The organism is Chelatococcus asaccharovorans (assembly GCF_003201475.1).
Classification (GTDB): Bacteria; Pseudomonadota; Alphaproteobacteria; order Rhizobiales; family Beijerinckiaceae; genus Chelatococcus; species Chelatococcus asaccharovorans.
The window spans coordinates 418,048-444,980 of the sequence record NZ_QJJK01000004.1 but is presented as its reverse complement, the minus strand read 5'-3'; the positions used below and the strand labels follow the sequence as shown (position 1 = coordinate 444,980).

The following is a 26,933-nucleotide window of genomic DNA, read 5'->3' as shown; positions in this document are numbered from 1 at the left end:
GCCCGTCCATCCGGGTTCTTTTTTTTGAGGCATGCACGTGCTGCGCGGATTCCGCGTGTGCCAGCACATAGCGGGGCGCACGCTACGGGTTGATGATTGACCAGGTGACACCCTCTTATGAAAGGCCCTGCCATGGGGAAGGCTAAACGGAGGCCGAGATCTGCCTCGGCGCCATGCGCCTTTCCGGTAGGCTCCTGGTGCGAAAGGGGGTAGCGTTCGCGCGTCACGCTGAGGAGCAATCGTGGTCGGTTTTCTGGTTTGGACGGCGCTATACTGCGTACTTGCCGTCCTGGCGCATAATTACGGAGCCATCGCCAACGACATTACGGTGTTGTGGCCGGCAGGCGGCGTCGCTCTTTACCTCATGCTGCGGTATGGCCGCGCCAATCTCGTCATGGGCCTCGGCCCGACACTTGTTGGCGGCCTGCTCGCCGCCATCATCACGTCTCTGCAGAAGGATCAACCGACCCTCGGCTTCTTCATAACGGAAACCCTGCTCATCAGCGCAGCGGTCGCCGGTGCGGTCTCCGGCGCCGCCATGTCCAGGCTCTTCACGCAGAACTGGGACGGACCCAAGGATCCGTTCAGCCACCCCCGCAGCATGGTCATTCTTCTGGCCGCAGGCTGCGAGGCTTTCGCCTTCATGAGCGCGCTGGTCGGAACGACGATTCTGCGCGGTTCACTGGCACTCAGGGGAATTGAACCCCTTGGAGGAGCCAACGACTTTATCGGCAGCTTCATCCCCTGGCTCATCGGCGACCTGGCGAGCTGTATCATGGTGACACCGGCCCTGATCGCCTGGAGCCAGCCCGGCCGGTGGGAGCGCCCGCCGGCAACCGTTCTTATCCTGTGGGGACTGACGATCGTCACCGCGCTCGCGGCACTTTCAGTCAATCTGCCCGCGATGGTGGAGAACGCGGCCATGTTGCTGCTGATTGGGCCCGCGCTCGCGGCCGCAGCATTTTCCACCCGGCCCCGGATGTTCTGCGCGATCGTTCTGACCACCGCCAGCCTGACGCTGATCGTGGTCGGCAGCCACAACAGCGACGCCAATTTCGAGCTTCCGATCCTGCTGCTGCTGGCGCAGCTCTACATTCTGACCGTCACGTCGACGCAATTCGTGCTCTATGCCACCGTGGCGGAGAGCCGCCGCAGCGCGGCCGAACGCATCAATCTTGCGCGCCATTTCTCGCCCAACATGGTCGAACTCGTCGCACGCCTGGGCCGCCCCTTCGCCAAGCCGCGCAAGCTGCCGGCGACGGTGCTGTTCTGCGACATCCGCAACTTCACAGGCTTTTCGGAGAAGGCGGGTCCCGAGGAGACGATGGAACTCCTGCGGGATTTCCACAAAGCGATGGCCAAGGTTATCTTCGCCCATCACGGCACGCTCGACCGTTTCCTGGGCGATGGGCTGATGGCGGTCTTTGGCATGCCCGAGCCGCGCGGCGACGACGCGCGACGGGCGCTCGCCTGCGGATTTGCGATGCTCGAGGCCCTCGATGAAATCAACCGGAGCCGAACGGGGCGCGGACTGCCGGAAATCGCGATGGGGATCGGCATCCACAAAGGCGATGTGATGCTTGGTGACATCGGGGGCGAGCAGGCGCTCGCCATCACCGTTGTGGGTGACACGGTCAATGCCGCAAGCCGCCTGCAGGTCCTCTGTCGAACCCATGGCGCAGCGATCGTCGTCAGCCGTGAGGCGCTCGAGGCGGCGCGCAACTGCGACGCCAGCACGGCGCTCCCCGCCTTGGACAGGCTCAGCCACATCGGCCGCACGCTCCTGCGCGGCCGCAGCCAGGAAACGGAAATCTGGGGCCTGGCCCTGACGGCGTCAGCCCCCCCGCAGCAGCCTGCCGGAGAACCTCAGTCCTTGGCGCGCTCGACATAGCTGTTGTCGGCCGTCATCACCACGATGCGCGTGCCGACGCCGATATGCGGCGGCACCATCACGCGGATGCCGTTCGACATCTGGGCCGGCTTGTAGGACGAGGACGCGGTCTGCCCCTTCACGGTCGGCTCGGTTTCCACCACCTCGAGCACCACGCGCTGCGGCAGCTCGATGGACACGGCCACGCCTTCGTGGATCGAGATCATGCAGGCCATGCCTTCCTGCAGATAGACGGCCTGATCGCCGATGACATCCGCCGGCACGGTGATCTGGTCGAAGCTCTCGGGGTTCATGAAGACGTAGTCGGCACCGTCCTGGTAGAGATAGGTGTGCTCGCGATCCTCGACATAGGCGCGCTCGACCTGCTCGGTCGTGCGGTAGCGCTGCGAGGTCTTCACGCCGTCGGAGAGGCGACGCATGTCGATCTGGGTGGTGGGCGTTCCCTTGCCGGGAAAGAAGCTCTCGGCCGACAGCACGGCGTACAGCGCCCCGTCCACCTCGAGAATATTGCCTTTGCGCACGGAGCTCGCGATAACCTTCACGGTGGTGGTCCTTGATTCATCGAATGGCTACACGCATCGGCGCGCCATCAGGCCACCAATGCCGCTGATTTTCGGTGCACAATACCGATCTTGGCGGCGAGCGCCATATGCCGCACCCAAAAATCGCTCGGGATCCCTTTAAAATGCCCCTATTGCCGTCGTTCCCGCCGTCGCCCTGGTGGTCCCGCGAGGAACACAGCCGCCGCCGGCCGGCCCTTCTCGCGCGTCAGGCCATCATCCGTGCCCTGCGTGAACACTTCAGCGCGCAGGACTTCGTCGAGGTCGAGGCGGGGATCCTCCAGATCTCGCCGGGCAACGAAACGCATCTGCATGCCTTTCGCACAACGCTCGTCGGCCTGGATCAGGGTGACACGCCGCTTTACCTGCATACGTCACCGGAATTCGCCTGCAAGAAGCTCTTGGCTGCCGGCGAGACGCGCATCTTCGACATCGCCCGCGTGTTCCGCAACCGGGAACGCAGCCCCCTGCACCATCCCGAATTCACCATGCTGGAATGGTACCGCGCCGGCGCAGGCTACGAGACCTTGATGGCCGATTGCGCCGACATTCTGGCGCTGGCCGCGCAGGCTGCCGCAGCGGACGTCTTTCGCCATCGCGACGTGTCGGCCGATCCGCATGCGCCGCCGGAGCGCCTCTCCGTCGTCGAGGCCTTCGCCCGCCATGCCGGCATCGATCTCGCAGCCGTTCTGCCGGGCGATGATCCCGCCGCCGCGCGCGATGCCTTCGCGGCCGCAGCCCGCGCGGCGGGGTTGCGCGTCGCGGAGGACGACGGCTGGAGCGACATCTTCAGCCGTGTCATCAGCGCGTGCGTCGAACCCCGGCTTGGACTGGGTCGCGCCACCATTCTCTACGATTACCCCGCGAGCGAGGCCGCGCTCGCCCGCCGCAAGCCCGACGACCCGCGCTTCGCGGAGCGTTTCGAGCTCTATGTCTGCGGCGTCGAACTGGCCAATGCCTTCGGCGAGCTCACGGACGCCGAGGAACAGCGCGCCCGCTTCGTCAATGACATGGATGAGAAGGAGCGCATCTACGGCGAGCGCTACCCGCTCGACGAGGATTTCCTCGCCGCGCTGGCCGCGATGCCAGCGGCAAGCGGCATCGCGCTCGGCCTCGACCGGCTGGTGATGCTGGCTGTCGGCGCGCGCCGCATCGAGGACGTGCTCTGGACACCCATGCCCTGACGCGGCACAACCCTCCTGATGAATTCACCGGTCAAACCCCCTTCGCCCGCCGCCGCAGACGCGCGGCCGGCACGGCAGATGACCCGCCCCGCAGAGCTTGCGGCAGGCGGCCTGATCGCGCCGGAGCGGATCGCCGCGCTCGACGCGGTGGCAGCGCGATATGCCGTGGCGGTGACACCCGCGATGGCGGACCTGATCGACGCCGCCGACCCCGATGATCCCATCGCCCGGCAGTTCATTCCCGATCCGGCCGAGCTCGACCGTCGGCCGGAGGAGATCGACGACCCCATCGGCGACGAACCGCATGCCGCGGCGCCCGGCATCGTCCATCGCTATCCCGACCGCGCCTTGCTCAAGCTGGTGCATGTCTGCGCCGTCTACTGCCGCTTCTGCTTCCGCCGGGAGATGGTGGGGCCCGGCGCCAAGATGCTGACGCCGGACGAGATGGCCGCCGCCTTCGCCTATATCCGTGAGACGCCGGCCATCTGGGAGGTGGTGATCACCGGCGGCGATCCGCTGGTCGTCTCGCCCCGCCGCATCGCCGAGGCGGTCGCCGGCCTCGCCGCCATCGACCATGTCAAGGTCATCCGCTGGCACACGCGCCTGCCCGTCGTCGATCCCGCGCGGATCACGCCCGCGCTGGTCGACGCCCTGAAGGCGCCGGGCAAGGCGAGCTACGTCGTGCTGCACGCCAACCATGCCCGGGAGCTGACGCCCGCCGCCCGCGCCGCCTGCGCCCGACTTGTCGACGCGGGCATCCCGATGCTCAGCCAGTCCGTCCTCCTGAAGGGGATCAACGACACGCCCGAGGCGCTGGCCGATCTCATGCGCGCGCTCGTCGAGAGCCGGGTCAAGCCCTACTACCTGCATCACGGCGACCTCGCGCCCGGCACCAGCCATCTGCGCACAACCATCACGGAGGGCCAGGCCCTGATGCGCGCCCTGCGCGGCCGCGTCTCCGGCCTTTGCCAGCCGACCTATGTCCTCGACATTCCCGGCGGCCACGGCAAGGTGCCGATCGGCCCCGGCTATCTGTGTGAAGGTGTCGAGGCCGACAGCTACGACGTCATGGACTACCAGGGCGCCATCCATCGCTACCCGCCGAAGGCTTGAAGCCCGACGGCAGGGCTTCACCTCACCCGACCTCGCCGCCTCGATCCCTCCCCTTCGGGGGAGGGTGGCCTCGCGCCAGCGAGGTCGGGCGGGGTCAGAGGTCGGGCGTGATGTTCAATTGGCCATGCAGCTGTCGTCTTGCTGGCCGGCCAGCACCAAGTCGGCCCACCCGGCGCCTGCGGCGCCACCCTCCCCCGGAGGGGAGGGATCGAGGCTGCACTCCCACCGTTTCATCCCCGGCGGCGCGCAGGTCTCACTCCTCCCCCGGTTTGCGGCCACGCATTCCCTTGATCGCGCTGCGCCGGCTCTTGGCCTCCAGCCGCCGCGCCTTCGAGGCCAAGGTCGGCCGCGTGGCGCGCCGCGGCTTCTCGACATAGGTGGCCTGCCGGATGAGCTCGACCAGCCGGGCGAGTGCCTCCTCGCGATTGCGCTGCTGGCTGCGATGGGCCTGCGCCGTGATCACGATCACGCCATCATTGGTCAGCCGGCTGCCGGCGAGCTTCATCAGGCGGATCGCGACATCGTTGGGGAGCGAAGGCGAGCGCCGGACGTCAAACCTGAGCTGAACAGCCGTCGAGACCTTGTTGACGTTCTGTCCGCCCGGGCCGGCCGCGCGGACGAAACTCTCCTCGATCTCCCGCTCGTCGAGCTCGATTTGATCGTTGATGCGGATCATCACCTGCCTGCCATCTGTTCTCCCCTGGCATAATGCGCCAGTGCAAATGCGCAAGCCCCACACCTCCCTACCGCCTCCCGGAACAAATCCAGCTTGGGTTGAACCGGCTTGGGTTGAATGAGACGTTGCAATTCAGGCCTGTGAATTTGCTCGCGTGTTGTGGATTGGAGCAAGTCCGCAATGGGCAGACTTGCCCTGACCAATTGCGCGCGAAACGGTCGATTCTGTCGCAGGGCGAGGCCTTGAATTTCCCACCGCCATGAGTAAGTTATTGATACAGAAGCTTTTTTTGAATTGTTCTAAACTGGACCGGTTATGATCGTCTGCCACTGCAACGTCGTCACCGATGCTGAAATCCGCAGCACCTTGGCAGACGAAGATCCGACCAAGCCACGCAGCCCCGCGCAGGCTTATCGCTGCCTCGGTTGCAGCCCGGACTGCGGCCGCTGCCTCGTCACCGTGCGCCGTATCCTCTCCGACGCACGCGCCTCGGCATGTCCGGTTGGCTGCGCTATTTGTCCCGCCGCCGCTCACGACCATCATGGTCATGACCATCATGGGCAGGACCATCATGGGCATGACCATCGCGAGCCCGCGGCCCCGCGTGATATCGCCCGTCACGAGATCAGGCAACGCGCGCCAGTGAGGCTCATCGCGGCCGAATAACAGCCCTCGCCGCGCGAGCTCCAAAACCGACACCCGTCAGCCCTTCGCCGGCGCTCTCGCCACGCCCCCCTCGGCTGCAAGCTCCCTTCCCCGGACTCCAAATGAGCCCTGCCCGCGTTGCTGGGGCTTGATCTTTTGGATTTAACTTTATAGCTCTTCTAAACTGTGATTGTCGGGCAAGGGAGTTGGACGCCATGAAGGGCGACGCAAAGGTCATCGAGTATCTCAATCGGGGTTTGCGCAGCGAATTGACGGCGATCAACCAGTACTGGCTGCATTATCGCATGCTCGACAACTGGGGCTACAAGGCGATGGCCAAGAAATGGCGCGCTGAATCGATCGAAGAAATGGTGCATGCCGACAAATTCGTCGATCGCATCCTCTTCCTCGATGGGCACCCGAATCTCCAGGTGCTGGATCCGCTGCAGATCGGCCAGACGGTCAAGGAAGTCATCGAATGCGATCTGGCGGCAGAGGTCGGCGCCCGTGCCCTGTACCAGGAAGCTGCCGCCTATTGCGAGACGCAAAAGGACTACCCGTCACGCGATCTGTTCATTGCGCTCATGACGGACGAGGAAGGCCATATCGACTTCCTGGAAACGCAGTTGGAGCTGATCAAGCAACTCGGCGAACAGCTTTATGCACAGAACCATATCGGCGAGCTCGAAGACTGACAGAAACCGCGGCGCGCGGGATGAGCCCCGCGCGGACGCGCAACGCGCAGGGGCTCCTCTGAACAGCTGCGCCCGCGGGGCGCGGGATAGAGCTTCTGCCGCCCGACAGGCGTCGGACAGCGCGCGGAGGCCGTGCCGAATGGATAAGGAGACCGTCTCCGTCCGCCGCCCTCGACCTCCGGTACCGCGAGCCTCGTGGCGATCATAACTCTGCCAGGCAGTATGGGACGGCAACCAACCGCCCCATCCCACCCGGCATTATCGCTATACGAGGCGAGCCTCGCCGTAGCGCGCCGCATTGGTCCAGATATGCTCCAGCCGCCGCAACGTCATGAAGGTGACGGCGAATTCCCGGACCTGCTCGTCGTCCCGCACAGCCAGCCGATGATAACCGTCGTCGATCTTGCGAATGAGATCGCACAGATGCCGGCCCTCGTCGGATAGCCGGATACGCGCGGCCCGCTTGTCGCGCGGGGAGGCGCTGCGCTCGACATAACCGCATTCCACGAGACGCTTGAGATTATAGGACGCATTCGACCCGAGATAATGCCCGCGGTCGATAAGATCGCGCACCGACAGATCGTCCCCCCCGATCGTAAACAGCATCATCACCTGCGACGGGCTGACATCATCGACCCCCAGCCGGGTCAGATCGTTACGCAGAAGATCGAGATAGCGGCGATACACCCGCTCCACGATACGCACGAGCTCCAGATGGGCGACGTGCCCCGGCTCGAGATCGTCGTTATCCTGAACGACAGGCGAGAGCTGATCGATCGAAAAGTCCTCGACAGCGCCGTTTTCAATACGGCTTGCGCAAGGCGTGATCGACGCACTCACCTTGGGGCCTCTTGCTCTCTCTTCCATCCTCTCCTGACTCCACACTCGCCAGCCAGATGAACCCTTTTGATTTTACTGCTAGCTCCAATACTTAAGAGCGACACATTACCACAGCAATATCACCGGCATGGCTAAAATCTAACAAAATTATGCTCGCACGATATTATATATTCAACCAGGTAATTACAACCGGGCATATTTATAGAAATTGATTCAATTTTCGAAATTTATGCAAATGACGCTGCCGAATACATTAAAATGGCGAAATTATTTATCTACAATACGTTACCCTCCCCAATCCTCATCACTGCAGACATTTGCAGCCGATAAGGCACAGAGATCTGGCGCTGGCTACGATGGCCTCCGCCTCAGCGACGATGCGTTGCGCGGACAATGAATGAAGGCCCGCATCTCATTCCATCGAAGCGTCTGCCGCCCCGAAGGACAATGGAAACCATGACAGAAGGTTCAGTCCGTGTGTTTTTGATTGCAGAATGCGAACAGCTTCCCGGCCATTTGCAGCGATCCACAACGGATTCGCCGGCCAAAGCGCCTTGCAACTGGGCGGGTGCGGTGAACATGAGACCGCCCGAAACACCAAGCCCTGTTTATTCTTGTGGCAGGTTCGCCTAAAACGGGAACGTATGTGCTGCCATGCAGCGTCCATGGAGGAAGTCAGTCGAATGAAGAAGCTATTGGCCGTAGGCGCTGTGGCGCTGGGTCTCGCAGCTTGCAACCCCAACAACCCGACGGATCGCACGGTCGGCGGCGCCCTCATCGGCGGCGGCGCGGGCGCGCTTGTCGGAGGCCTCGCGACAGGAACCGCTGGCGGCGCTCTCGCTGGCGCTGCGATCGGTGGTGTCGGCGGCGCGATCGTGGGCAACGCCACCACGCCCCGCTGCGAGTACTACTGGTATCGGGGCCGCCGCTATCAGCAGTGCTGAAGCTTGCTCGGCGGGCGCATCATCGTGCGCCCGCCGTCTCGTCTGCGCCACAGTCGACCGTGATCGACTGCAGATTGAATTTGAGGCGGCGCGGATCGCCTCCCTGCCCCAGTTCCAGCGGCGACTTCACGTTGCGATGGCGCAACTGCAGGAGCGCCACGCCCCTCGCCTCCGCCGGAACGATGATGGGCTCCGACGCCGATTGCCAATCCTGCGATGGCGCGAGCTTCACCAGGCTGTCCTGCTGATCTCCGTGTAGAAAGTGGTTCAACGTCAGCCGGCAGCGCCGCTCCGGCAAGCGGATGGCCAAAACCGATTCCGTCCCGTCTGACCAGACGAAGCTGTTGGCCTCGGGCTGCGACCAGCCGCGGCCGAACAGGATGGTGTTCTCCACCATCGACTGATCGATCACATGCGTGCCGTTGCGCGCCGGCTTGAGCCCCCGATACGCCACCGCGGCGATCGCGGCGTCGATCGCTTCCAGGCGTTGCTCAGCCAGTTCGGCCGCCGGCACGGCCTCGGGCGCCAACAGGCCTGCCTTTGCGGTCTGGTCGGCGAGACGGCGTGTCCGGATGCGCGCGCCCTCGGCGATAGGATGGTAGTACGTGTCGAGCATATAGCGCTCATCGGCGAAATAGTAATCGCGCGGGCTGCCGAGGATGGGAATGCCGACACGCGCCATCGCGGCGCGCAGCGCGTTCTCGGCCGGCCGGAAATCCCGCTCATAGGTATCGTAGCAATCCTTGCCGATCACCACCGGCCAGGTCAGCGCGATCTTCACCTGCTTCGCGCGGGCGATCGCAGCGAGCCTGTCCGCCAGGCGCTCGAGATCGGGAGCTCCGTTCTTCTCCCCGAACAGCAACATGCTGCGACAGTCGAAAAAGCCGACATAACGCGGCACCGGACCGTCGTTGAGCGCGGCGCCAAACGGCGAATGCTTCAGTTGGGCGTACCATTCGGAAACGATGGCCTGAGGACCGGGACGCTTCACCTCGCCAAGGGCAAGGGACCTCACATGCTTGAAGATCGACGAGAATTTCATACCCGTGAAAAAGAATTTCACCCTCTCCCAAAAGGGCAAGGCACGGTAATAGTGTTTCAATGCCGTAAAAACATTATCCGTGAACGTCGAATCACTAAAATGTCCGACGTAATAGTTCCACTCGAGCGGCAAGATCAGAACGTCATCCGCGTGGAGATATTTTTCCAGGCGGGCGAGCTTTATATCAAGCGGGTAACCGGCATGATCGGCCAGCAGCACGGTCTGCCGACCGAACCTGCGCTCGAGGATCTCCGGATCAAGCCCCACATAGGCGTTGGATCCCGCATCGATGATAATCCGTGGCCCGGTCGTCTGCTCAAACAGGACCTGCCTCACCGACTGCGGGGGATCGCGCGCGGGCAGGACAAGCAGGCGATCGAAAACAAGGAAACTCGCGACGGCGAGCACCAGGAAGGTGACGAGGCCGGCCAGCAGGAATTGGCCGTTGCGGCTTGGGGACATCGGCGGTCCCCTAGAAATTGAAATAGAGGAAAGGCGACGTCTCGCCGCCACCGGCGCGGATGAGCGCAAGGAATACGGCGAGGCCCGTCGCCACGCCGCTCACCCAGCCGATGCGCCACCGCCCGCCAAGGACGAGCGTCTGGGAATTGGGCAGGGTCCACACGATCGCGCCGCACAGCATAAGCAGGGCGATGAGCCATTGCCCGTCTGTCGCGAACAGCGTCATGAGATCTGGCGATGCGGCCGCACCCGCCATCGCCGATAGGATATTGGCCGCCGTAGCACCGCTTTCGGCGCGAAACGGCACCCAGGCCGCGTTGACGAACAGGAAGGTCAGCGGCAGGGCAAGCGCCGGCATCATGCGCATCCCGGCTTGCACCCAGAGCCGGTGGACGACGATGGCAGCGCCATGCATCGCGCCCCAGATCACGAAGGTCCAGGCGGCGCCGTGCCAGAGGCCGCCGACCAGGAAGACAATGAAGAGATTGCCGAGGGTTCGGGCCTCGGTCTTGCGGTTACCGCCGAGCGGAATATAGAGATAGTCCCTCAGCCAGCGCGACAGCGTCATGTGCCAGCGGCGCCAGAAATCCTGCACGTTCAACGCTTTGTAGGGCGAATTGAAGTTGAACGGCAGAAGGATGCCGAACATCAGCGCGAGCCCGACCGCCATGTCGGCATAGCCCGAGAAATCGAAATAGAGCTGGAAGGTGTAGGAGAGGCTCGTGAGCCAGCCATCGCCGACACCGAGCACCGCCTTTTCCGCGAATCCGCGGTCGGCAAACAGGGCGAGCGTGTCGGCAAGCACAAGCTTCTTGAACAACCCGATCGCGAACAGAAGCCAGCCCTGCGCCATCTCATCGGAGAAGAGCGAGATCCGCCGACGCGCATGAAACTGCGGCATCATCTCCTTGTGATGGATGATGGGGCCGGCGATGAGATGCGGAAAGAACGTCACGAAGAGCACATAGGGGATGAACGGCTCGTGATCGTGGCGCTTCAGATAGACGTCGGAAATGTATGCGATCTGCGTGAAGGTATAAAACGAGATACCGACCGGGAGCGCTATTTCAAAGGCGGCGCCATGCCAGCCGGTGAGATCATTCGTCGTCCGAATGAGGAAATCGAGATATTTGAAGATCGCCAGCAGACCGACGTCGAACACCACACCGGCGATGAAAATCGCGCGGGCCAAGCGTGGGTTCCCCCGCGCTTGCATCAGGGCGGCTCCCACAACCCAGTTCACCACGATGGACAGGGCCAGCAGGAGGCCGTGGCGCCAGCCATCCTGGATATAGAACACGGCCGAGGCGACGGCGAGCCAGGGCACCACCAACAAGGCGCCCCGGATTCGCGAGAGGAAGAGCGCGCCGGCCAGCACGATCGGCAAGAAGACGAAGAGGAACGACTGGGAAAAGAAGAGCACGCGCGGCCACATCTCTCGAGTGAATCGTCGACTTCGCCATCGGCGGGTAGTGATTTTCCTTACCCTGCACCGCGAAGACAATCAAGGCGCGGTCACCCTTGGAAAAAGGGGAATGCAGAATGCGTTAAAGGGAAGACGGTTGTCGGGAGCGCGATTTCTCGACAGAGTGCAACCCGACGGACGGGCCTGTGCCATGGGGCCAACCGCGAACGGAACCGATGAGTGGCCGGTCCCGGCCGGAAGGACATCAAGTCATGCCCATCAATGCCGCGCCCTCTGCCCCAGACCCCGACGTGCCAGCCGTGTCCCCGGCGTTTTTATGCGAGAAGACACCCGTCCGTGCGACGAAGGGCATGGTCGTCACCAACCACCCGCTGGCCTCCCAGGCAGCGAGCCAGATGCTGCTCTCCGGCGGCAACGCGGTCGACGCCGCGGTTGCCGCGCTCTTCGCCCTGACCGTGGTGGAGCCGATGATGGTCGGCGTGCTCGGCGGCGGGCTGCTGCATATCCGCCTGGCGGACGGCACCCATCGCGTGATCGATGCCCTGTCGACCGCGCCAGCGGCCGCCCATGCCGGCATGTACGAGACGGTATCGGATGGGCTGCCCGACTATCAGCTCACCGTCGGACGCCGCAATGAGACGGGCGCGGCGGCAGTCGCGGTGCCCGGGGCGCTCGCCGGCTGGTGTGAGGCGCTTCAGCGGTTCGGCAGGCTGCCGCTCGGCGATGTCGTCGCCCCGGCGATCCAGCTCGCCGCGCGCGGCTTCGCTGTCACACCCTATCTGGTCGACTGCATCACCGACACGGCCGCCGACCTCGCGCGCGACGCCGGCCTTTCCCGGCTGTTCCTGCCCGGCGGCCGGACGCTGCAGACGGGCGACCGCCTCGTTCAGGGCGACTACGCGGCCACGCTCCAGACCATCGCCGACGAGGGGGCCGATGCGCTCTATCACGGCCCGCTCGGCGCGGCCCTGGCAACAGCCATCTCCGGCGGCGGCGGCACCATCGCCGTCTCGGACCTCCGCGATTATGCGACCGTCACCCGCGACGTCGTTCGCAGCCATTACCGCGGCTTCGAGATCGTCGGACCGCCGCCGCCTTCTTCGGCCGGTGTGCATATCGCCCAGATGCTCACTATCCTCGAAGGCTACGACATCGGCGCGCTTGGCTTCGGCTCAGCGGATAACGTGCATCTCCTCGCCGAAGTGCTGAAAATCGCCTTTGCCGATCGTGCCGTCGCCACCGCCGACCCGGCCTTCATCGACGTGCCGGTCGCCCGCCTCATCGATCCCGCCTATGCGGCCGAGCGACGGGCGGCCTTGTCGCTCGATCAGGCGCGGGACTGGCCGCCCGGCATTCCCGCGGGCCGGAGCCTCATGCCGCCGGAATCGCCCAACACCACCCATGTCACTATCGCCGACAGCGAGGGCAACGTGGTCGCCGCCACGCAGACCATCAATTCCGTCTTCGGCGCACGGGTGATGGTGCCCGGTACGGGCATGATCGCCAACAACTACATGTTCAATTTCGATCCGCACCCCGGCAAGGCGCTGTCGATCGCCCCGGGCAAGCGCGTGTTCACCTCGCAGGCGCCGATGATGGCGCTCAAGGACGGGCGGATCGCCTATGCGCTCGGCCTTCCCGGCGGGCTGCGCATCTTCGGCTCGGCCATGCAGGCGCTCATCAATCTCATCGATCATGGGATGGGACTGCAGGAGGCGGTGGAAGCGCCGCGTGTCTGGACGCAAGGGTGGGACCTCGAGGTCGAGCGCGGCGTCAGTGAGGCGGTACAGGCCGAACTCGCCCGCCGTGGCCATCGCGTCACGCGCGTCGGGCGCGTCGCCGGCGGCATGAACGCCATTGCCTTCCATCCCGACGGCTCCATGACGGGCGCCGCCTGCTGGCGCGCCGACGGTACGGTCATCGGCATCGGCGGCGGCCTCGCCCGTCCGGGTGTCCGCTTCTCAGCCCACTGAAGGTCCAGCATGCGCATCCATATCCAGAACACCGCGAGCCTCAGCCCCACCTATACCGTCGACGAAGCCGTGTGGTCCGCCGCATTGGCCCGCAACGGCGAGGACGCCGCGGCCTATCAGGTCACCTTCGGCAAGACCCCGAACGACTACGCCGGCGCCATTGCGGATGCCGAGCTCCTGCTCAGCCACAACCGAAGCATCCCGAGCCTTTTCCCCGCCGAGGCGCCCAGGCTGAAATACGTCATGTGCGGAAACGCCGGCCTTGATTCGCTCGCCCCCTTCGACTGGCTGCCGCGCGGCGTGACCCTTCTGACGAACAGCGGCACCCATGCCGACAAGGCCGGCGAATATGCTCTCATGGCGCTGCTGATGCTGGCGAATGGCATTCCGGCTTTCGTCACGGCGCAGGGCGAGGCGCGCTGGAGCCGGCAGGCAGGCCGGCTTCTGCGCGACGGCCGCCTCACCGTGGTCGGCCTTGGCGCCCTCGGCGGGGCCACCGCCCACCATGGCAAGGCCTTCGGCATGCATGTGACGGGCGTGCGCACCAGCGCCTCGCCCCATCCCGCCTGCGACCGCGTGGTTGCGACCGCCGATATCGACAGCGTCCTGCCGGAGACGGATTATCTCGTGCTCGCCTGCCCGCTGACACCGGCCACCCGCAACATCCTCGACCGCCGTCGGCTCGCGCTGTTGCCGCCGCATGCGGGCCTGGTCAACATCGGGCGCGGGGCCCTCGTCGACGAGGAGGCCCTCTGCGATGCCCTCGACGCAGGCGCGCTCGCCGGCGCCGTGCTCGATGTCTTCGTCACGGAGCCGCTGCCGCCGGATGCGCGCATCTGGACGACGCCCAATGTCGTGATCACGCCGCATATGTCGGCCGATGATCCCGCGCGCTATATGGCGAATACGCTCGACGTGCTCTTCGCGAACATGAAGGCACTGCGTGAGGGGCGCCCGCTCCCGAACCGGTTCGACGTCGCGCGCGGCTATTGAGCCTATTCCCAGAACGCAGGGCGGTTTTCCGCCAGGTTCGGTCCGATCGACACGGCCGAGACCTTCACCGCGAGGCCCGTCCGGTCATCGGTCTCGACGGCGAGGCCCGTGATCGTCCCTTCCCCCGTCGCGGGCTCGAGGCGCGCGCCCGGCGTCTTCTCCACGAAGCGGCGGACCGCCTCCTCATGCTGCATGCCGAGGATGGACTGATAATCGCCGCACATGCCGGCGTCGGACTGGTAGGCCGTTCCACCCGGCATGATGCGCGCATCCGCCGTCGGCACATGGGTGTGCGTGCCGACGACGATGCTGACGCGTCCGTCGAGAAAATGGCCCATGGCCTGCTTCTCGCTGGTCGCCTCGGCGTGCACGTCGACGACGATCGCGTCCGCGCCGAGGCCGAGGGGGCATTCGCCCACCACCCGCTCCATCGCCGCGAAGGGATCGTCGAGCGCATCCATATAGAGCCGCCCCATGACATTGGCGACGAGGACGCGCGCGCCTGTGGTGGTCTCGACCATCGTGACGCCCCGTCCGGGCGTGCCCGGCGGAAAGTTCACCGGACGCAACAGACGCGGCTGCCGCTCGATGAACACAAGCGCCTCGCGCTGGTCGAAGGAGTGATTGCCCAGCGTGACGACATCGGCTCCCGCTCCCAGAAGATCGTCGCAGATCGCCTCTGTCAGCCCGAAGCCGCCCGCCGCATTCTCGCCATTGATGATGACGCAATCGAGCGCCCATGCCTGCCTGAGCCCCGGCAGAAGGCGCGTGACTGCGGAACGGCCGGAACGGCCGACGACATCGCCGAGAAACAGCAGGCGCATGATGCCCTCTAAAAAGCCTCTATCGATCGATCCCCTCTTGCAGGGTTCGGCGCGGCGGCGCAAGCAGCACCTTTCGCGGCGGAAAGCTGATCAAAGGGAAGTGAACTCCGTTTCACCTGCCGTCACGCCCGGAGAATGAGGACCTCATGCCGAGAACCTCATGCCGAGGACCTCATGCCGAGGACTTCATGCCGAGGACTTCATGCTCGGTGGCGATATAGTCCAGCGGCTGGTCATGGGGCTCGGTCGGCACGACCGGGACTTCCTGCATCGCATAGGCGAGGCCGATGGTGGTGAGCGGCCCCCCCGCCCTCAACCGCGCGATCACGCGGTCATAGAAGCCGCGGCCATAGCCGAGCCTGTGGCCCCGACGGTCGAAGGCAACAAGGGGAACGAGGAGGATCGAAGGCCGCACGATGGGCGCTGCCGCCGGGTCGGGTCCGAAGGTACCAAGGCCGGCGGAAAGGAGCGGATCGCCGTCCCGCCAGAGATGAAAGGCGAGGTCGTCCTCCACGATGACGGGCAGGCCAGTCGGGACGCCTCTCGCATCGAGCGCTGCCAGAAGAGGTCTTGGATCGACCTCCCCCCTGATCGGCCAGTAGCCGCCGACCGCGGCGTCCCGCTGGGCGAAAACCGGCAGTTCGATCACCCGGGCAGCCAGCGCCGTGCTGGCGGCGGCACCGTCTGACGAGGCAAAGGTCTTGCGGGCGGCGAGCAGGGCGGCGCGGAGTTCAGATTTCAGCGCCGCGATCGGACGATCGTTCAAAGGCTCGACCCGTTGAGAAAAGCGCGGAGCCACGAAGGCCGTTGGAGTGACGATCCCGGGAACCTACATAAGTAGGTGGGCGCCGTGTGTCCAGGTCCACGGACCTGGCCAGGAACAGCTCCCTAGGAGATCGTAAGGCCCCGGGGAATATGTCTCCTGACGCACCCCATAGCCCCGCGTGACCGAAGATAGTCGCCTCCCGCGCGGAATACTAGTGGCCAGTCGCCATCACGCATCATTCCGCGCGCAATCCAAGCAATCCGGCCCGGAATCAACCGTTCTGCTGCGGCGTGTTCAGCTCGCGGGCGATGCGCTCGATGCGCGCCGCGGCGGAAGCCACCGCCTCGGTGAGCTCGGCCTCCATGGCCCCCACCCGTTCATCGCCGGCCCCGACCGCATCCTTGAGCTTGGCCACCTCGGCTTCGAGATTGGCCATGCCGCGCTTCGCCTCGGACAACTCGTCCGCGATGGTGAGCGCCGCCATGACATGCAGGCGCATGTCGCCGATCTCGCCAAAGGACTGCCTGAGCTCGAGAATGCGTCCATCGAGCAGACCCGCCAGTTCAGCGATATGCTCCTCCTCGCCCGGGCCGCAGGCCATGCGATAGTTGCGCCCGGCAATGCTGACATTGACCTCCGCCATTCAGCCCTCCCCGCCCCCACATCCGTGCGAAACGGAATTCCCCTTGATCACCAACGGCGCACTCCACAAACGCACAGCGAACCACGGCGTGTCATCCCCGGCGTCGCGAAGCGACGGGAAGGGGATCCATTCACCCCGGATGCACAACTCTTGAGTCCCCTTTTCTTCAATCCCCTTCCCGGGCTTCCACGCAGCCCGCCGGGATAACACGGAATGAGAACGCTCATGTGCCCTTGAATGGGACTTGTGAATGGGACTTGCTCCTAACGCGGCGCAGCCCCGGCCAAGATTGCGCCCACGACGCTTGTCGCGCGGGCCAGCCGCTTGTCGACATCCTCGGTGACGGCCTCCAGATTGTTGAGGCGCGCCAGCGTGCCGTCGAGTTCCACCGCCATCCGCGCCCGATCGTCCTGCATCAGCGACAGCTCGGTTTCAAGATCGCCACGGCGGCGCTCGGTCTCCAACCGGCGCATGGTGGCGGCCTCAAGCGTCCCGATCGCCGCCTCGAGCCGCTTCAGCGCCTCAGCAAGCGTCATGTCGATCGCCCTCCCGGCCCCGGTGTCCACAGCCACGGCAAGGGGCGGCCGCACCCTGCCAGCCGACATTGCAGCGCACGATCGCGCGCACCCGAATCTCTGCCATATCCCTGCCAATTCTGCGCGTCAGGGTGCAGAGTGCAAGATAGAACGTCAATGTGCCTCTTTGACTTGCCCATATCTGCTGCTATCAAGCCCACAGCGTGCCGGGCGCTCCTGCGCCTCACGTCCATCGCGCGATTTTTCGCGATCGCAGTGACCTCCGAACGCGTGCAGGCGAAACAATGACATCCCAGGTTGAACACGACCGTCTGGCCAATGCGCTCCGCGCCCTTTCCATGGATGGGGTGGAGAAGGCCAAGTCCGGCCACCCCGGTCTGCCCATGGGCATGGCCGATGTCGCGACGGTCCTGTTCTCGCGGTTTCTGAAATTCGATGCCGCCGACCCGTCCTGGCCCGATCGCGACCGCTTCGTGTTGTCGGCGGGCCATGGCTCGATGCTGCTCTATTCCCTGCTGCATCTGACCGGCTACGAGAGCGTCACGCTCGACGAGATCAAGCGCTTCCGCCAGTTGCATTCGAAGACCCCGGGCCACCCTGAGAATTTCGTGACGCCGGGCGTCGAGACGACCACAGGCCCGCTCGGCCAGGGGCTCGCGACCGCGGTCGGCATGGCGCTGGCCGAGCGCATGCTCGCCGCCGAGTTCGGCGAGGACCTCGTCGACCACTATACCTATGTGATCGCCTCGGACGGCGACCTGATGGAGGGCATCAGCCACGAGGCCATCGCGCTCGCCGGCCATCTCAAGCTCTCGCGGCTCATCGTCCTCTACGACGACAACGGCATCTCGATCGATGGCCCGCTTTCGCTTGCCGACACCGTGGACCAGGTGAAGCGGTTCGAGGCGGCCGGCTGGCTCGCCTCGCGCGTCGATGGGCATGATCCCCAGGCCGTCGCTGCCGCCATCGCCGATGCGCGCACCGCCGACCGGCCCGTGATGATTGCCTGCCGCACCACCATCGGCTTCGGTGCGCCGAAGAAGGCCGGCACCTCCAAGGCCCATGGCGAGCCGCTCGGCGCCGAGGAGCTGGCGGGCGCCAAGGCAGCCCTGAAATGGGAATACGGCCCCTTCGAGATTCCCACAGATATTGCCAGCGCCTGGCGCGCGATCGGCGAACGTGGCCGCGCCGCGCGCGAGGAATGGCAGCGCCGCCTTGCCGCCGCACCGCAGAATACGCGCGACGATTTCGTGCGCCGGCTTGTCGGCGAGCGCCCGAAGGCGCTTGGTCCGACCATCTCGGCGCTGAAGGGCAAGCTGATCGCCGAGGCGCCGTCGATCGCCACGCGCAAGGCCAGCGAACTCGTCCTTGAGGCCGTCGTGCCGCTCCTGCCGGAAATGGCGATCGGCTCGGCCGACCTGACGCCGTCGAACAACACCCGCACCAAGACGGCTAAGGCCGTCAATGCCGCGGATTTCAGTGGCCGCTATATCCACTACGGCATCCGCGAATTCGGCATGGCCGCGGCCATGAACGGCATCGCCCTGCATGGCGGCTTCCTGCCGGCCGGCGCGACCTTCATGGTCTTCACGGACTACGCGCGCCCGGCCATGCGCCTCGCGGCGCTGATGGGCGCGAGCGTGGTCTACGTCATGACGCACGATTCCATCGGACTTGGCGAGGATGGTCCCACCCACCAGCCGGTGGAGCATCTGGCGGCGCTTCGCGCCATGCCGAACATGCGCGTCTTCCGCCCGGCCGATGCCGTCGAAACGGCTGAAGCCTGGCAGCTTGCGCTCACCCGCAAGGACGGCCCGACGGTCCTCGCGCTCACGCGCCAGAACCTGCCGCTCCTGCGCAAGGAGCCCGTCGAGAGCAATCTCTGCGCCATGGGGGCTTATGAGCTGTCACCCGCGGGCGGCAAGCCCACCGCGACGCTCTTCGCTTCGGGCTCGGAGGTCGAGATCGCGGTCGCGGCGCAGGCTCAGCTCGCCGAGAAGGGCATCCATGCCCGCGTCGTCTCCGTGCCGTCGCTCGAACTCTTCCTCGAGCAGCCGGAGGACGTGCAGAAGGCCGTGATCGGCGATGCGCCCATCAAGGTGGCCATCGAGGCCGCGGTCCGTTTCGGCTGGGACGCCGTCATCGGCCACGATGGTATCTTCGTGGGGATGGCGACATTCGGCGCGAGCGGGCCCTACAAGGATCTTTACGCTTATTTCGGCATTACGGCTGAGAGCGTTGTCGAGCGAGTGACCGCGCGCCACAACGGCTGATGACGGTCGGTATCTTTTTGGAACGGAGGCCTCCCCATGGCGGGAGGCCAAGCGGAGGAGTGAGGTTATGGCGGTTCGGGTCGCGATCAATGGGTTCGGGCGGATCGGGCGCAACGTGTTGCGGGCCATCGTGGAAGGCGGACGCACGGACATCGAAGTCGTGGCGATCAACGATCTCGGCCCGGTCGAGACGAACGCCCATCTGCTGCGTTTCGACTCTGTTCACGGGCGCTTCCCGCATGAGGTGACGGTCGACGGCGACACCATCAATGTCGGCCGCGGGCCGATCAAGGTCACGGCCATCCGCAATCCGGCCGAGCTGCCGCACAAGGATCTCGGCGTCGATATCGCACTGGAATGCACGGGCATCTTCACGAGCCGTGAGAAGGCAGCCGCGCATCTGGCCGCCGGCGCCAAGCGCGTCCTGGTCTCGGCGCCGGCCGACGGCGCGGACCTTACCGTCGTCTATGGCGTCAACCACGACAAGCTGACCAAGGATCACCTCGTCGTCTCCAACGCCTCCTGCACCACGAATTGCCTTGCGCCCGTCGCCATGGTGCTGAACGACGCCTTCGGCATCGAACAGGGCTTCATGACGACGATCCACGCCTATACCGGCGACCAGCCGACGCTCGACACCATGCATAAGGACCTCTATCGCGCCCGCGCGGCGGCGATGTCGATGATTCCGACCTCGACCGGCGCCGCCAAGGCGGTGGGCCTCGTGCTGCCGCAGCTCGCAGGCAAGCTCGACGGCACCTCGATCCGCGTTCCGACGCCGAATGTCTCGGTCATCGACTTCAAATTCGTGCCGAGCCGCGCCACGACCAAGGATGAGGTGAACGCGGCCCTGAAGGCGGCAGCCGACGGCCCGCTGAAGGGCATCCTCTCCTATACCCACGCGCCGAACGTCTCGATCGACTTCAACCACGATCCCCATTCCTCCACCTTCGCCTTTGACCAGACCAAGGTGCTGGATGGAAAGCTGGTCCGTGTGATGTCCTGGTATGACAACGAGTGGGGCTTCTCCAACCGCATGTCCGACACGGCCGTCGCGATGGCGAAGCTCATCTGAGCCACTCCGTATCGTCAAAGGCATCGGCACGGCCGGTGCCTTTTTCATTCGAAACGAGGACCGTGCATGCCGCAGCGAGCGGGAGGCTCTGGCAGACACGCCGTGATGACGGATAATCGGCGGGCGTTTTACCCGCCACTCCTTCTCGCAACTGGATGGATGCCATGAGCGACCCCCGGACGAGCGGACGTATCGAACCCAGCCTGTCGACACCTGAGGCAGAGGCCATGCCGCACCCACCAGCAGCACAGCCCGAGACGCGTCCGGCACCGCCGCCGCCTCAGCCCCCAGCCGAGACGCGGGCTGCGCCCCCGCCCCATCCGGCGCCTCAGCCGGCTCCGCGTCCCGCGCCCCCACAACCGCAATCGCAATCGCACGCGGCACCCGCGCAGCAGGCCGTCCCGGCGACCCAGCGTCCCGGCCTCGACCAGTTGGCCCGCATCGAGGAAAAGGCGGCCCGCATCGAGGAAAAATTCGCGCGCTCCGAGGCCTTGATGCTGCGGCTCGAAGCGCAGATCGAAAAGTCGACGGGTATCACCGGCTCGCTGGCCCGCCAGGATGACATCGCGGTCGTCCACGACCGCGTCAGGCGGCTTCCCGGCTATGGCGCGCTCATCGTCGTCGCAGCGCTGGCCGCCGTTGGCGGGGCCGTGCTCGCCGTCATCCTTCTCCGCTATGCAGGAGGCCTTGGCCTATGACCTCGTTCCGCACCCTCGACGAAGCACCGGTGAAGGGGCAGCGCGTCCTCGTGCGCGTCGACATCAATGTCCCGATGGAAGATGGCAAGGTCACCGATGCCACGCGCATCGAGCGGGTGATACCGACGCTACGCGAGATTTCCGCACGTGGCGGCAAGGTCGTGCTTCTTGCCCATTTCGGCCGCCCGAAAGGCAAGCGCGAGCCAAAGGACAGCTTGGCGCCCGTGGCGAAGGCCGTATCCGCGGCGCTCGGCAAGCCTGTCGCCTTCGCCAACGACTGCATCGGCGATGTCGCTGCTCAAGCCATCGCGAAACTCGGCGAGGGCGATGTCCTGCTGCTCGAGAACACGCGCTTCCATGCCGGCGAGGAAAAGAACGACAAGGCCTTCGTGGCCGAGCTCGCGAAGCTCGGCGACCTCTATGTCAACGACGCCTTCTCGGCCGCCCATCGCGCCCATGCCTCGACCGAGGGCCTCGCCCACGTCCTCCCGGCCTATGTCGGCCGCAGCATGCAGGCGGAGCTCGACGCGCTGCGCAAGGGCCTCGAAAAGCCCGCGCGCCCGGTCGTCGCCATCGTCGGCGGCGCGAAGGTCTCGACCAAGCTCGACCTCCTCGAGAATCTGGTCGCCAAGGTCGATGCGCTGGTCATCGGCGGCGGCATGGCCAACACCTTCCTCCATGCTGAGGGCGTCAATATCGGCAAGTCGCTCGCCGAGAAGGACCTCGCGGACACCGCCCGCCGTGTCCTCTCTGTCGCGCAGGAGAAGAACTGCGCCATCATCCTGCCGGTGGACGGGGTGGTCGCCTACGAATTCAAGGCGCATGCGCCGCATCATGCCTATGGCTTCGATGCGGTGCCGACCGACGGCATGATTCTCGACGTCGGGCCGCAGTCGATCGAGCGGATCAAGGCCGCAATCGACGACGCCGCGACCATCGTCTGGAACGGCCCGCTCGGTGCGTTCGAACTCGCGCCCTTCGACCATGGCACCGTTGTCGCCGCCCGCCACGCAGCCGAGCGGACGAAGCAAGGCAAGCTCGTGTCCATCGCCGGTGGCGGCGATACCGTCGCGGCGCTGCACCACGCCGGGGTTGCCGACGACTTCACCTATGTGTCGACGGCTGGCGGGGCCTTCCTCGAATGGCTCGAAGGCAAGGACCTGCCGGGTGTCAGCGCTCTGAAAGTGCCCTGATCCGCAATTCGGGGCCAACCGGCCCTGTCGCTCCCGTCCCCTAGTGTCCCGAAACCGAAATTCGTATCATCTCCGGGGGGTGTCGTTCGAATTTCGGATGAGATCAGGACACTAGAAAGCTAGTAATTCTCGTGTGGTTTTCGGATTTGAAATTCGTCCATCACCCTCGATCCATTCTGTGACGAATTTCAAATCCACCACATGAGTGGCCGCTGGCCACCGTCGCATAGGAGATCCAAACCGTGTCTCGCATCACCCTGCGCCAGTTGCTCGATCATGCCGCGGAAAACGGCTATGGCGTGCCCGCTTTCAACATCAACAACATGGAACAGGGCCTCGCCATCATGGCTGCGGCCGACGCGGTGGACGCCCCGGTGATCATCCAGGCGAGCCGCGGCGCACGCGCCTACGCCAACGACCTCGTTCTGGCGAAGCTGATCGAGGGCCTGGCCGAGCTCTATCCGCATATTCCGCTGTGCATGCATCTCGACCACGGCAACAACGAGGCGACCTGCGCCACCGCCATCCAGTACGGCTTCACCTCCGTGATGATGGACGGCTCGCTGAAGGCCGACGGCAAGACCCCGGCGGACTGGGACTATAATGTCGGCATCACCCGCAAGGTGGTGGAGATGGCCCATTGGGGCGGCGTCTCGGTGGAAGGCGAGCTCGGCGTGCTCGGCTCGCTGGAGCACGGCGGCGGCGAACAGGAAGACGGCCACGGCGTCGAGGGCGAGATCAGCCACGACCAGTTGCTGACCGATCCGGCCGAGGCCGTGAAATTCGTCAAGGAAACCGAGGTCGATGCGCTTGCCATCGCCATGGGCACCTCGCATGGCGCCTACAAGTTCACGCGCAAGCCCGACGGCGCCATCCTCGCCATGAACGTGATCGAGGAAATCCACCGCCGCCTGCCGAACACCCACCTCGTCATGCACGGCTCGTCGTCCGTGCCGCAGGACCTGCAGGACATCATCAACGCCTATGGCGGCGAGATGCCCCAGACCTGGGGCGTGCCGGTGGAAGAGATCCAGCGCGGCATCAAGCACGGCGTGCGCAAGATCAACATCGACACCGACAACCGCATGGCGATGACCGGCCAGATCCGCAAGGTCCTCACCGAGAACAAGGGCGAGTTCGACCCGCGCAAATATCTGAAGCCCGCCATGGACGCCATGACGAAGCTCTGCAAGCAGCGTTTCGAGGAATTCGGCACCGCCGGCCAGGCCGGCAAGATCAAGCCGTTGTCGCTGGCCGCCATGGCCAAACGCTACGAAAAGGGCGAGCTTGCGCCCAAGATCAGCTAATGCCACCGTGCGATGAGCGCTGGTCATCGCACGTTGGTCAAGCCCGCGCGGCGCCTGAGCGTCGCCAAAGCGCGGATGCGTCAGCATCTTCGCTTTTTGGTATGATGGCGAATGATGGCGCGCCACTCTCGCGCCATCATCAACGACAGAATCACGGCAGAATCAGGCTATGCTCCGCGCTAACCGCGGAGCATAGCGATTGCGTGGCATCGAGTGAACGAATGACCAAACCCTTCTGCCGTCTCTATCTTGTCAGCCCCGCAGTCACCGATCCCCGGGCTTTTGCGCCTGTGCTGAAGGCCGCCTGCGCCGCCGGCGATGTTGCTGCGGTGCTGCTCCGGCTCGTCACCGACGACGAGCGGGCGGCCGTGAATATCGTCAAGGACCTCGCACCGATCGTCCAGGACGCAGGGGCCGCCCTCATCGTTGCGGGCCCGGCGGCCGTTGCGGTACGCGGCGGAGCGGACGGCGCCCATCTCGATATCCGCAGCATGGAGGAGCCAGCCGGCGTGCTCGAGGATGCGGCATCGCAGCTCCGGCCCCAGCGGATTCTCGGTGTGGGCGGCCTCAAGAGCCGCCACATCGCCATGCAGGCCGGCGAGGCCGATGTGGACTATGTGATGTTTGGCGAGCCACGCCCTGACGGCAGCATTCCACCAGCCTCCGAGACACTGGAACGCGCCGGCTGGTGGGCGGCGATCTTTTCCATCCCTTGCGTGGCCTTCGCGCCGACCCTCGACGACGTCGGCCCGCTCGCAGCGGCCGGCGTCGAATTCGTCGCGCTCGGCGATGCGGCCTGGACGCACCCAGCCGGACCGGCCGCAGCCATCAGCGAGGCCCTTGCCAGCATAGCCGCCAATGTGCCGGCTGAGCCATGATCGCGCGGGCGCTCGTCCTCGGCGGGCTCTTGCTGACGGCCACCGCCGCGGCAGCTCAGGATGGCGCGCGCGTCCCGGCCGGCGGCCGTCCTGCTGACAAGCCCGCGCCGGCGAGCCCTGCACCGGTGAACCCTGCCCCAGTGAACCCTGCCCCGGTGAACCCGCAGGGCTTGCTGCCCTTCGCCGGTGATCGGGGGGCGCAGGGCACGCGCCCCCGCCAGTTGCCGTCGACGGTGACGCCGAGCCTCGACGCGCCGGACAGCCCGTTCGGGGATCCCAGCCGGCGCGGTTTTGGGCAGCCTGCGGCATCGGCCATACCGACGCTGCCTAGCCTGCCTGATCCGAATGCCGATCTCGCCTATGGCGCCTACCAGCGGGGGCTCTATCGCCGCGCCTATGATGAGGCCAAGGCGCGCGTCGACCAGAACCCGCGTGACGCGGCGGCGCTGACCCTGCTTGCCGAACTCACCTACCAGGGCCTCGGCGTTCGCCAGGATTTCGCCAAGGCGGCGGAATGGTACAAGCTGGCGGAGGCACAGGGCGATCCCAATGCGGCCTTCGGGCTGGCCATGATGATGCTGGCGGGCCGCGGGGTGCCGAAGAACGAGATGGCCGCCCTCGGCTATCTCGAGAAGGCCGCCAAGGCCGGCCAGGGACCGGCCTCGTATAACCTCGCGGTGGCGCTGATCAGCACAGGCAAGCCGGATGACCTGAAGCGCGCGGTGGATCTGTTGCGCACCGCTGCGGAGGGCGAAATCGGCGACGCCCAGTATGCGCTCGCCGTGCTGACCAAACAGGGCCGCGGCGTACAGCAAAGTGATACGGAGGCCGCGCAATGGATGGCGCGTGCCGCCGCCAACGACAATATCAGCGCGCAGGTCGAATACGCGATCATGCTGTTCAACGGCGAGGGCGTGAAGGCTGATGAGAAACGCGCCGCGCGCCTGTTCGCGCTGGCGGCCGGTCGCGGCAATGCCATTGCGCAAAACCGCTATGCACGCCTGCTGCTGATGGGCCGGGGCGTGCCGAAAAGCCGGGTCGAGGCCGCATCCTGGAATCTGATGGCGGCGCAGCAAGGTCTCACCGACCGGTGGCTCGACGATGCGCTGAAGGACCTCTCTTCGGCGGAGCGGATGAAGGCGGAAGGGCTGGCGCGGCAGCGCAACGCCGATCTTTCCGCCAATCTCCAGCCTTGACGGGCGGCTGGCGGGCGGGCACACAACGGCTCCGATCTTTGAGGGCCGGGACCCGTCCTTCGGGCAAAGCCTCCGAGACCGGTTCCCCGGATCAATTCCCTGGGTTAGTGTCCGCGGGCCGGCCTTTCGGCCGGCGCCTCTTGGATACGACCCTCCGGGACATAATCCACGTTTTACCGATGGCGTCGCGAAACGGCGCGAAGGCAGACCCCAAGCAATGATTCGCTCTCCGCTCATCACCGTCATGTCCGAGGCCGTCATCAAGGCCTCACGTTCGCTCAAGCGCGATTTCGGCGAAGTCGAGGCCCTTCAGGTCTCCATCAAGGGTCCGGGCAATTTCGTCTCGAACGCCGATCGCAAGGCGGAAACAATCCTGCGCGAGGCACTCGAGAAGGCCCGGCCCGGCTACGGCCTCGTCATGGAGGAAAGCGGGGTCGTCGAAGGTACCGACCAGTCGCATCGCTGGCATATCGATCCGCTCGACGGCACCACCAACTTCCTGCACGGCATCCCGCATTTCTGCATCTCCGTCGGCCTGGAGCGCGACGGGCAGATGGTTGCGGGCATCATCTATGATCCGATCAAGGACGAGATGTTCATTGCCGAGAAGGGCAAGGGGGCTTTCCTCAACAACCGCCGGGTGCGCGTCGCCGCGCGGCGTGAACTGAGCGCATCGGTCGTCGGCTGCGACATCCCTCATCTCGGCGAGCGCACCCAGGCAACGACGCTGCGCGAGATCGCGACCATGAGCGCGCGGGCCGCGGGCCTGCGCTCCTACGGGGCAGCCGCCCTCGATATCGCCTATGTCGCCTGCGGCCGTTTCGATGCCTTCTTCGGCCGCGGCCTCAAGAGCTGGGACATGGCCGCCGGCCTCGCCATCCTGCGCGAAGCGGGTGCCTTTGCAAGCGACGCCGAAGGGGGAGCCGATCCTGTCGCCAAGGGTCATATCGCCTGCGGCAACGAAGCCCTGCACCGCGAACTGCTCGATGTGCTCAAGACGGCGCGCGCGACCCAGCCGGCGGCCTAGAGCATTGTCGCGCGAAGTGGACACCGGTTCGCGTGAAGAAATACGTAGAATCAAAGACCTAGAGCCAATCCGG

At 65.4% G+C, this 26,933-nt stretch carries 25 protein-coding genes and 1 other RNA gene; 15 read left to right on the top strand and 11 right to left on the bottom strand.

Going from position 1 to position 26,933, the window contains the following annotated elements:
• Positions 1-241: 241 nt before the first annotated feature.
• Positions 242-1,891, top strand: coding sequence for an adenylate/guanylate cyclase domain-containing protein (locus tag C7450_RS11975; RefSeq protein ID WP_110374658.1), 1,650 nt, complete (start codon positions 242-244; stop codon positions 1,889-1,891).
• Here the strand turns inward: C7450_RS11975 and efp are convergent.
• Positions 1,867-2,433, bottom strand: coding sequence for an elongation factor P (gene efp / locus C7450_RS11970; RefSeq protein ID WP_110374657.1), 567 nt, complete (start codon positions 2,431-2,433; stop codon positions 1,867-1,869). The two genes, C7450_RS11975 and efp, sit on opposite strands and share 25 nt — an antisense overlap.
• A gap of 143 nt (positions 2,434-2,576) precedes the next feature.
• Between efp and epmA the strand changes: the two genes are divergently transcribed.
• Entirely contained in the window at positions 2,577-3,635 is a 1,059-nt protein-coding gene (epmA, locus tag C7450_RS11965) for an EF-P lysine aminoacylase EpmA (protein WP_110374656.1), read from the top strand.
• A 78-nt stretch (positions 3,636-3,713) separates the two neighbouring features.
• Positions 3,714-4,748 carry a lysine-2,3-aminomutase-like protein gene (locus C7450_RS11960; protein WP_110374743.1) on the top strand — a complete coding sequence of 345 codons (1,035 nt, stop codon included), beginning with the start codon at positions 3,714-3,716 and terminating at the stop codon, positions 4,746-4,748.
• 253 nt (positions 4,749-5,001) lie between these two features.
• On the opposite strand, the gene arfB is transcribed toward C7450_RS11960, so the two are convergent.
• Positions 5,002-5,424, bottom strand: a complete 423-nt coding sequence (gene arfB, locus C7450_RS11955) for an alternative ribosome rescue aminoacyl-tRNA hydrolase ArfB (protein WP_110374655.1) — start codon at positions 5,422-5,424, stop codon at positions 5,002-5,004.
• 132 nt (positions 5,425-5,556) lie between these two features.
• Complete coding sequence (locus tag C7450_RS35085; protein ID WP_425351181.1) at positions 5,557-6,123, bottom strand: hypothetical protein; 567 nt, start codon at positions 6,121-6,123, stop codon at positions 5,557-5,559.
• A gap of 161 nt (positions 6,124-6,284) precedes the next feature.
• Here C7450_RS35085 and bfr point away from each other — a divergent pair, with 161 nt between their 5' ends.
• Complete coding sequence (gene bfr / locus C7450_RS11945; protein WP_110374653.1) at positions 6,285-6,764, top strand: bacterioferritin; 480 nt, start codon at positions 6,285-6,287, stop codon at positions 6,762-6,764.
• A 264-nt stretch (positions 6,765-7,028) separates the two neighbouring features.
• Here bfr and C7450_RS11940 read toward each other — a convergent pair whose 3' ends face one another.
• Positions 7,029-7,604, bottom strand: a complete 576-nt coding sequence (locus tag C7450_RS11940) for a MarR family winged helix-turn-helix transcriptional regulator (RefSeq protein ID WP_245449635.1) — start codon at positions 7,602-7,604, stop codon at positions 7,029-7,031.
• Between the two features lie 683 nt (positions 7,605-8,287).
• On the opposite strand from C7450_RS11940, the gene C7450_RS11935 reads away from it, so the two are divergent.
• Entirely contained in the window at positions 8,288-8,548 is a 261-nt protein-coding gene (locus tag C7450_RS11935; RefSeq protein WP_110374651.1) for a glycine zipper domain-containing protein, read from the top strand.
• A gap of 19 nt (positions 8,549-8,567) precedes the next feature.
• On the opposite strand, the gene C7450_RS11930 is transcribed toward C7450_RS11935, so the two are convergent.
• Positions 8,568-10,121, bottom strand: coding sequence for a hypothetical protein (locus C7450_RS11930; protein ID WP_210206430.1), 1,554 nt, complete (start codon positions 10,119-10,121; stop codon positions 8,568-8,570).
• A complete protein-coding gene (locus C7450_RS11925) occupies positions 10,063-11,475 on the bottom strand; it encodes an MBOAT family O-acyltransferase (protein ID WP_146227332.1) in 1,413 nt (470 codons plus the stop codon). The genes C7450_RS11930 and C7450_RS11925 overlap by 59 nt, the downstream gene beginning before the upstream one ends.
• Positions 11,476-11,729: 254 nt before the next feature.
• Between C7450_RS11925 and ggt the strand changes: the two genes are divergently transcribed.
• A complete protein-coding gene (ggt, locus tag C7450_RS11920; protein ID WP_210206429.1) occupies positions 11,730-13,451 on the top strand; it encodes a gamma-glutamyltransferase in 1,722 nt (573 codons plus the stop codon).
• Between the two features lie 9 nt (positions 13,452-13,460).
• On the top strand, positions 13,461-14,444 hold the full coding sequence (locus C7450_RS11915; protein ID WP_110374647.1) for a D-2-hydroxyacid dehydrogenase: 984 nt from the start codon (positions 13,461-13,463) through the stop codon (positions 14,442-14,444).
• A gap of 2 nt (positions 14,445-14,446) precedes the next feature.
• Here the strand turns inward: C7450_RS11915 and C7450_RS11910 are convergent, their stop codons facing one another.
• From C7450_RS11910 to C7450_RS11890, 5 genes are all read right to left on the bottom strand, one after another.
• Positions 14,447-15,268, bottom strand: coding sequence for a TIGR00282 family metallophosphoesterase (locus C7450_RS11910; RefSeq protein ID WP_110374646.1), 822 nt, complete (start codon positions 15,266-15,268; stop codon positions 14,447-14,449).
• Between the two features lie 172 nt (positions 15,269-15,440).
• On the bottom strand, positions 15,441-16,034 hold the full coding sequence (locus tag C7450_RS11905; RefSeq protein ID WP_110374645.1) for a 5-formyltetrahydrofolate cyclo-ligase: 594 nt from the start codon (positions 16,032-16,034) through the stop codon (positions 15,441-15,443).
• Between the two features lie 22 nt (positions 16,035-16,056).
• A non-coding RNA gene (gene ssrS / locus C7450_RS11900) (6S RNA) lies at positions 16,057-16,212 on the bottom strand.
• A 93-nt stretch (positions 16,213-16,305) separates the two neighbouring features.
• Positions 16,306-16,677: a cell division protein ZapA gene (locus C7450_RS11895; RefSeq protein WP_110374644.1), complete on the bottom strand. Its 372-nt coding sequence runs from the start codon at positions 16,675-16,677 to the stop codon at positions 16,306-16,308.
• Positions 16,678-16,940: 263 nt separating this feature from the next.
• Positions 16,941-17,213, bottom strand: a complete 273-nt coding sequence (locus C7450_RS11890; RefSeq protein ID WP_110374742.1) for a DUF4164 domain-containing protein — start codon at positions 17,211-17,213, stop codon at positions 16,941-16,943.
• Between the two features lie 284 nt (positions 17,214-17,497).
• On the opposite strand from C7450_RS11890, the gene tkt reads away from it, so the two are divergent.
• The 8 genes from tkt (at position 17,498) to C7450_RS11850 (ending at position 26,860) form a co-directional block, all read left to right on the top strand.
• Complete coding sequence (gene tkt, locus C7450_RS11885) at positions 17,498-19,486, top strand: transketolase (protein ID WP_110374643.1); 1,989 nt, start codon at positions 17,498-17,500, stop codon at positions 19,484-19,486.
• A gap of 67 nt (positions 19,487-19,553) precedes the next feature.
• Positions 19,554-20,561: a type I glyceraldehyde-3-phosphate dehydrogenase gene (gene gap, locus C7450_RS11880; RefSeq protein ID WP_110374642.1), complete on the top strand. Its 1,008-nt coding sequence runs from the start codon at positions 19,554-19,556 to the stop codon at positions 20,559-20,561.
• 164 nt (positions 20,562-20,725) lie between these two features.
• A complete protein-coding gene (locus tag C7450_RS33535) occupies positions 20,726-21,259 on the top strand; it encodes a hypothetical protein (protein ID WP_146227331.1) in 534 nt (177 codons plus the stop codon).
• Complete coding sequence (locus C7450_RS11870; RefSeq protein WP_110374640.1) at positions 21,256-22,452, top strand: phosphoglycerate kinase; 1,197 nt, start codon at positions 21,256-21,258, stop codon at positions 22,450-22,452. Before C7450_RS33535 ends, C7450_RS11870 begins: the two co-directional genes overlap by 4 nt.
• Positions 22,453-22,694: 242 nt before the next feature.
• Complete coding sequence (gene fba, locus C7450_RS11865; RefSeq protein WP_110374639.1) at positions 22,695-23,759, top strand: class II fructose-bisphosphate aldolase; 1,065 nt, start codon at positions 22,695-22,697, stop codon at positions 23,757-23,759.
• A gap of 221 nt (positions 23,760-23,980) precedes the next feature.
• A complete protein-coding gene (locus tag C7450_RS11860; RefSeq protein WP_110374638.1) occupies positions 23,981-24,637 on the top strand; it encodes a thiamine phosphate synthase in 657 nt (218 codons plus the stop codon).
• The gene (locus C7450_RS11855; RefSeq protein ID WP_110374637.1) at positions 24,634-25,833 is read left to right on the top strand and encodes a tetratricopeptide repeat protein; all 1,200 of its coding nucleotides are present in this window, start codon (positions 24,634-24,636) and stop codon (positions 25,831-25,833) included. The genes C7450_RS11860 and C7450_RS11855 overlap by 4 nt, the downstream gene beginning before the upstream one ends.
• 217 nt (positions 25,834-26,050) lie before the next feature.
• Positions 26,051-26,860, top strand: a complete 810-nt coding sequence (locus tag C7450_RS11850; protein WP_110374636.1) for an inositol monophosphatase family protein — start codon at positions 26,051-26,053, stop codon at positions 26,858-26,860.
• The last annotated feature ends 73 nt before the right edge of the window (positions 26,861-26,933 follow it).

Coding starts and splice junctions, on each gene's coding strand:
- C7450_RS11890 (WP_110374742.1), bottom strand. CDS start 17,213: ATGACGCTTGCTGAGGCGCTGAAGCGGCTCGAGGCGGCGATCGGGACG.
- ggt (WP_210206429.1), top strand. CDS start 11,730: ATGCCCATCAATGCCGCGCCCTCTGCCCCAGACCCCGACGTGCCAGCC.
- C7450_RS11855 (WP_110374637.1), top strand. CDS start 24,634: ATGATCGCGCGGGCGCTCGTCCTCGGCGGGCTCTTGCTGACGGCCACC.
- C7450_RS11910 (WP_110374646.1), bottom strand. CDS start 15,268: ATGCGCCTGCTGTTTCTCGGCGATGTCGTCGGCCGTTCCGGCCGTTCC.
- C7450_RS11895 (WP_110374644.1), bottom strand. CDS start 16,677: ATGGCGGAGGTCAATGTCAGCATTGCCGGGCGCAACTATCGCATGGCC.
- tkt (WP_110374643.1), top strand. CDS start 17,498: ATGACATCCCAGGTTGAACACGACCGTCTGGCCAATGCGCTCCGCGCC.
- C7450_RS11915 (WP_110374647.1), top strand. CDS start 13,461: ATGCGCATCCATATCCAGAACACCGCGAGCCTCAGCCCCACCTATACC.
- C7450_RS11860 (WP_110374638.1), top strand. CDS start 23,981: ATGACCAAACCCTTCTGCCGTCTCTATCTTGTCAGCCCCGCAGTCACC.
- C7450_RS11870 (WP_110374640.1), top strand. CDS start 21,256: ATGACCTCGTTCCGCACCCTCGACGAAGCACCGGTGAAGGGGCAGCGC.
- gap (WP_110374642.1), top strand. CDS start 19,554: ATGGCGGTTCGGGTCGCGATCAATGGGTTCGGGCGGATCGGGCGCAAC.
- bfr (WP_110374653.1), top strand. CDS start 6,285: ATGAAGGGCGACGCAAAGGTCATCGAGTATCTCAATCGGGGTTTGCGC.
- C7450_RS11960 (WP_110374743.1), top strand. CDS start 3,714: ATGACCCGCCCCGCAGAGCTTGCGGCAGGCGGCCTGATCGCGCCGGAG.
- C7450_RS11935 (WP_110374651.1), top strand. CDS start 8,288: ATGAAGAAGCTATTGGCCGTAGGCGCTGTGGCGCTGGGTCTCGCAGCT.
- arfB (WP_110374655.1), bottom strand. CDS start 5,424: ATGATCCGCATCAACGATCAAATCGAGCTCGACGAGCGGGAGATCGAG.
- epmA (WP_110374656.1), top strand. CDS start 2,577: ATGCCCCTATTGCCGTCGTTCCCGCCGTCGCCCTGGTGGTCCCGCGAG.
- C7450_RS11850 (WP_110374636.1), top strand. CDS start 26,051: ATGATTCGCTCTCCGCTCATCACCGTCATGTCCGAGGCCGTCATCAAG.
- C7450_RS33535 (WP_146227331.1), top strand. CDS start 20,726: ATGAGCGACCCCCGGACGAGCGGACGTATCGAACCCAGCCTGTCGACA.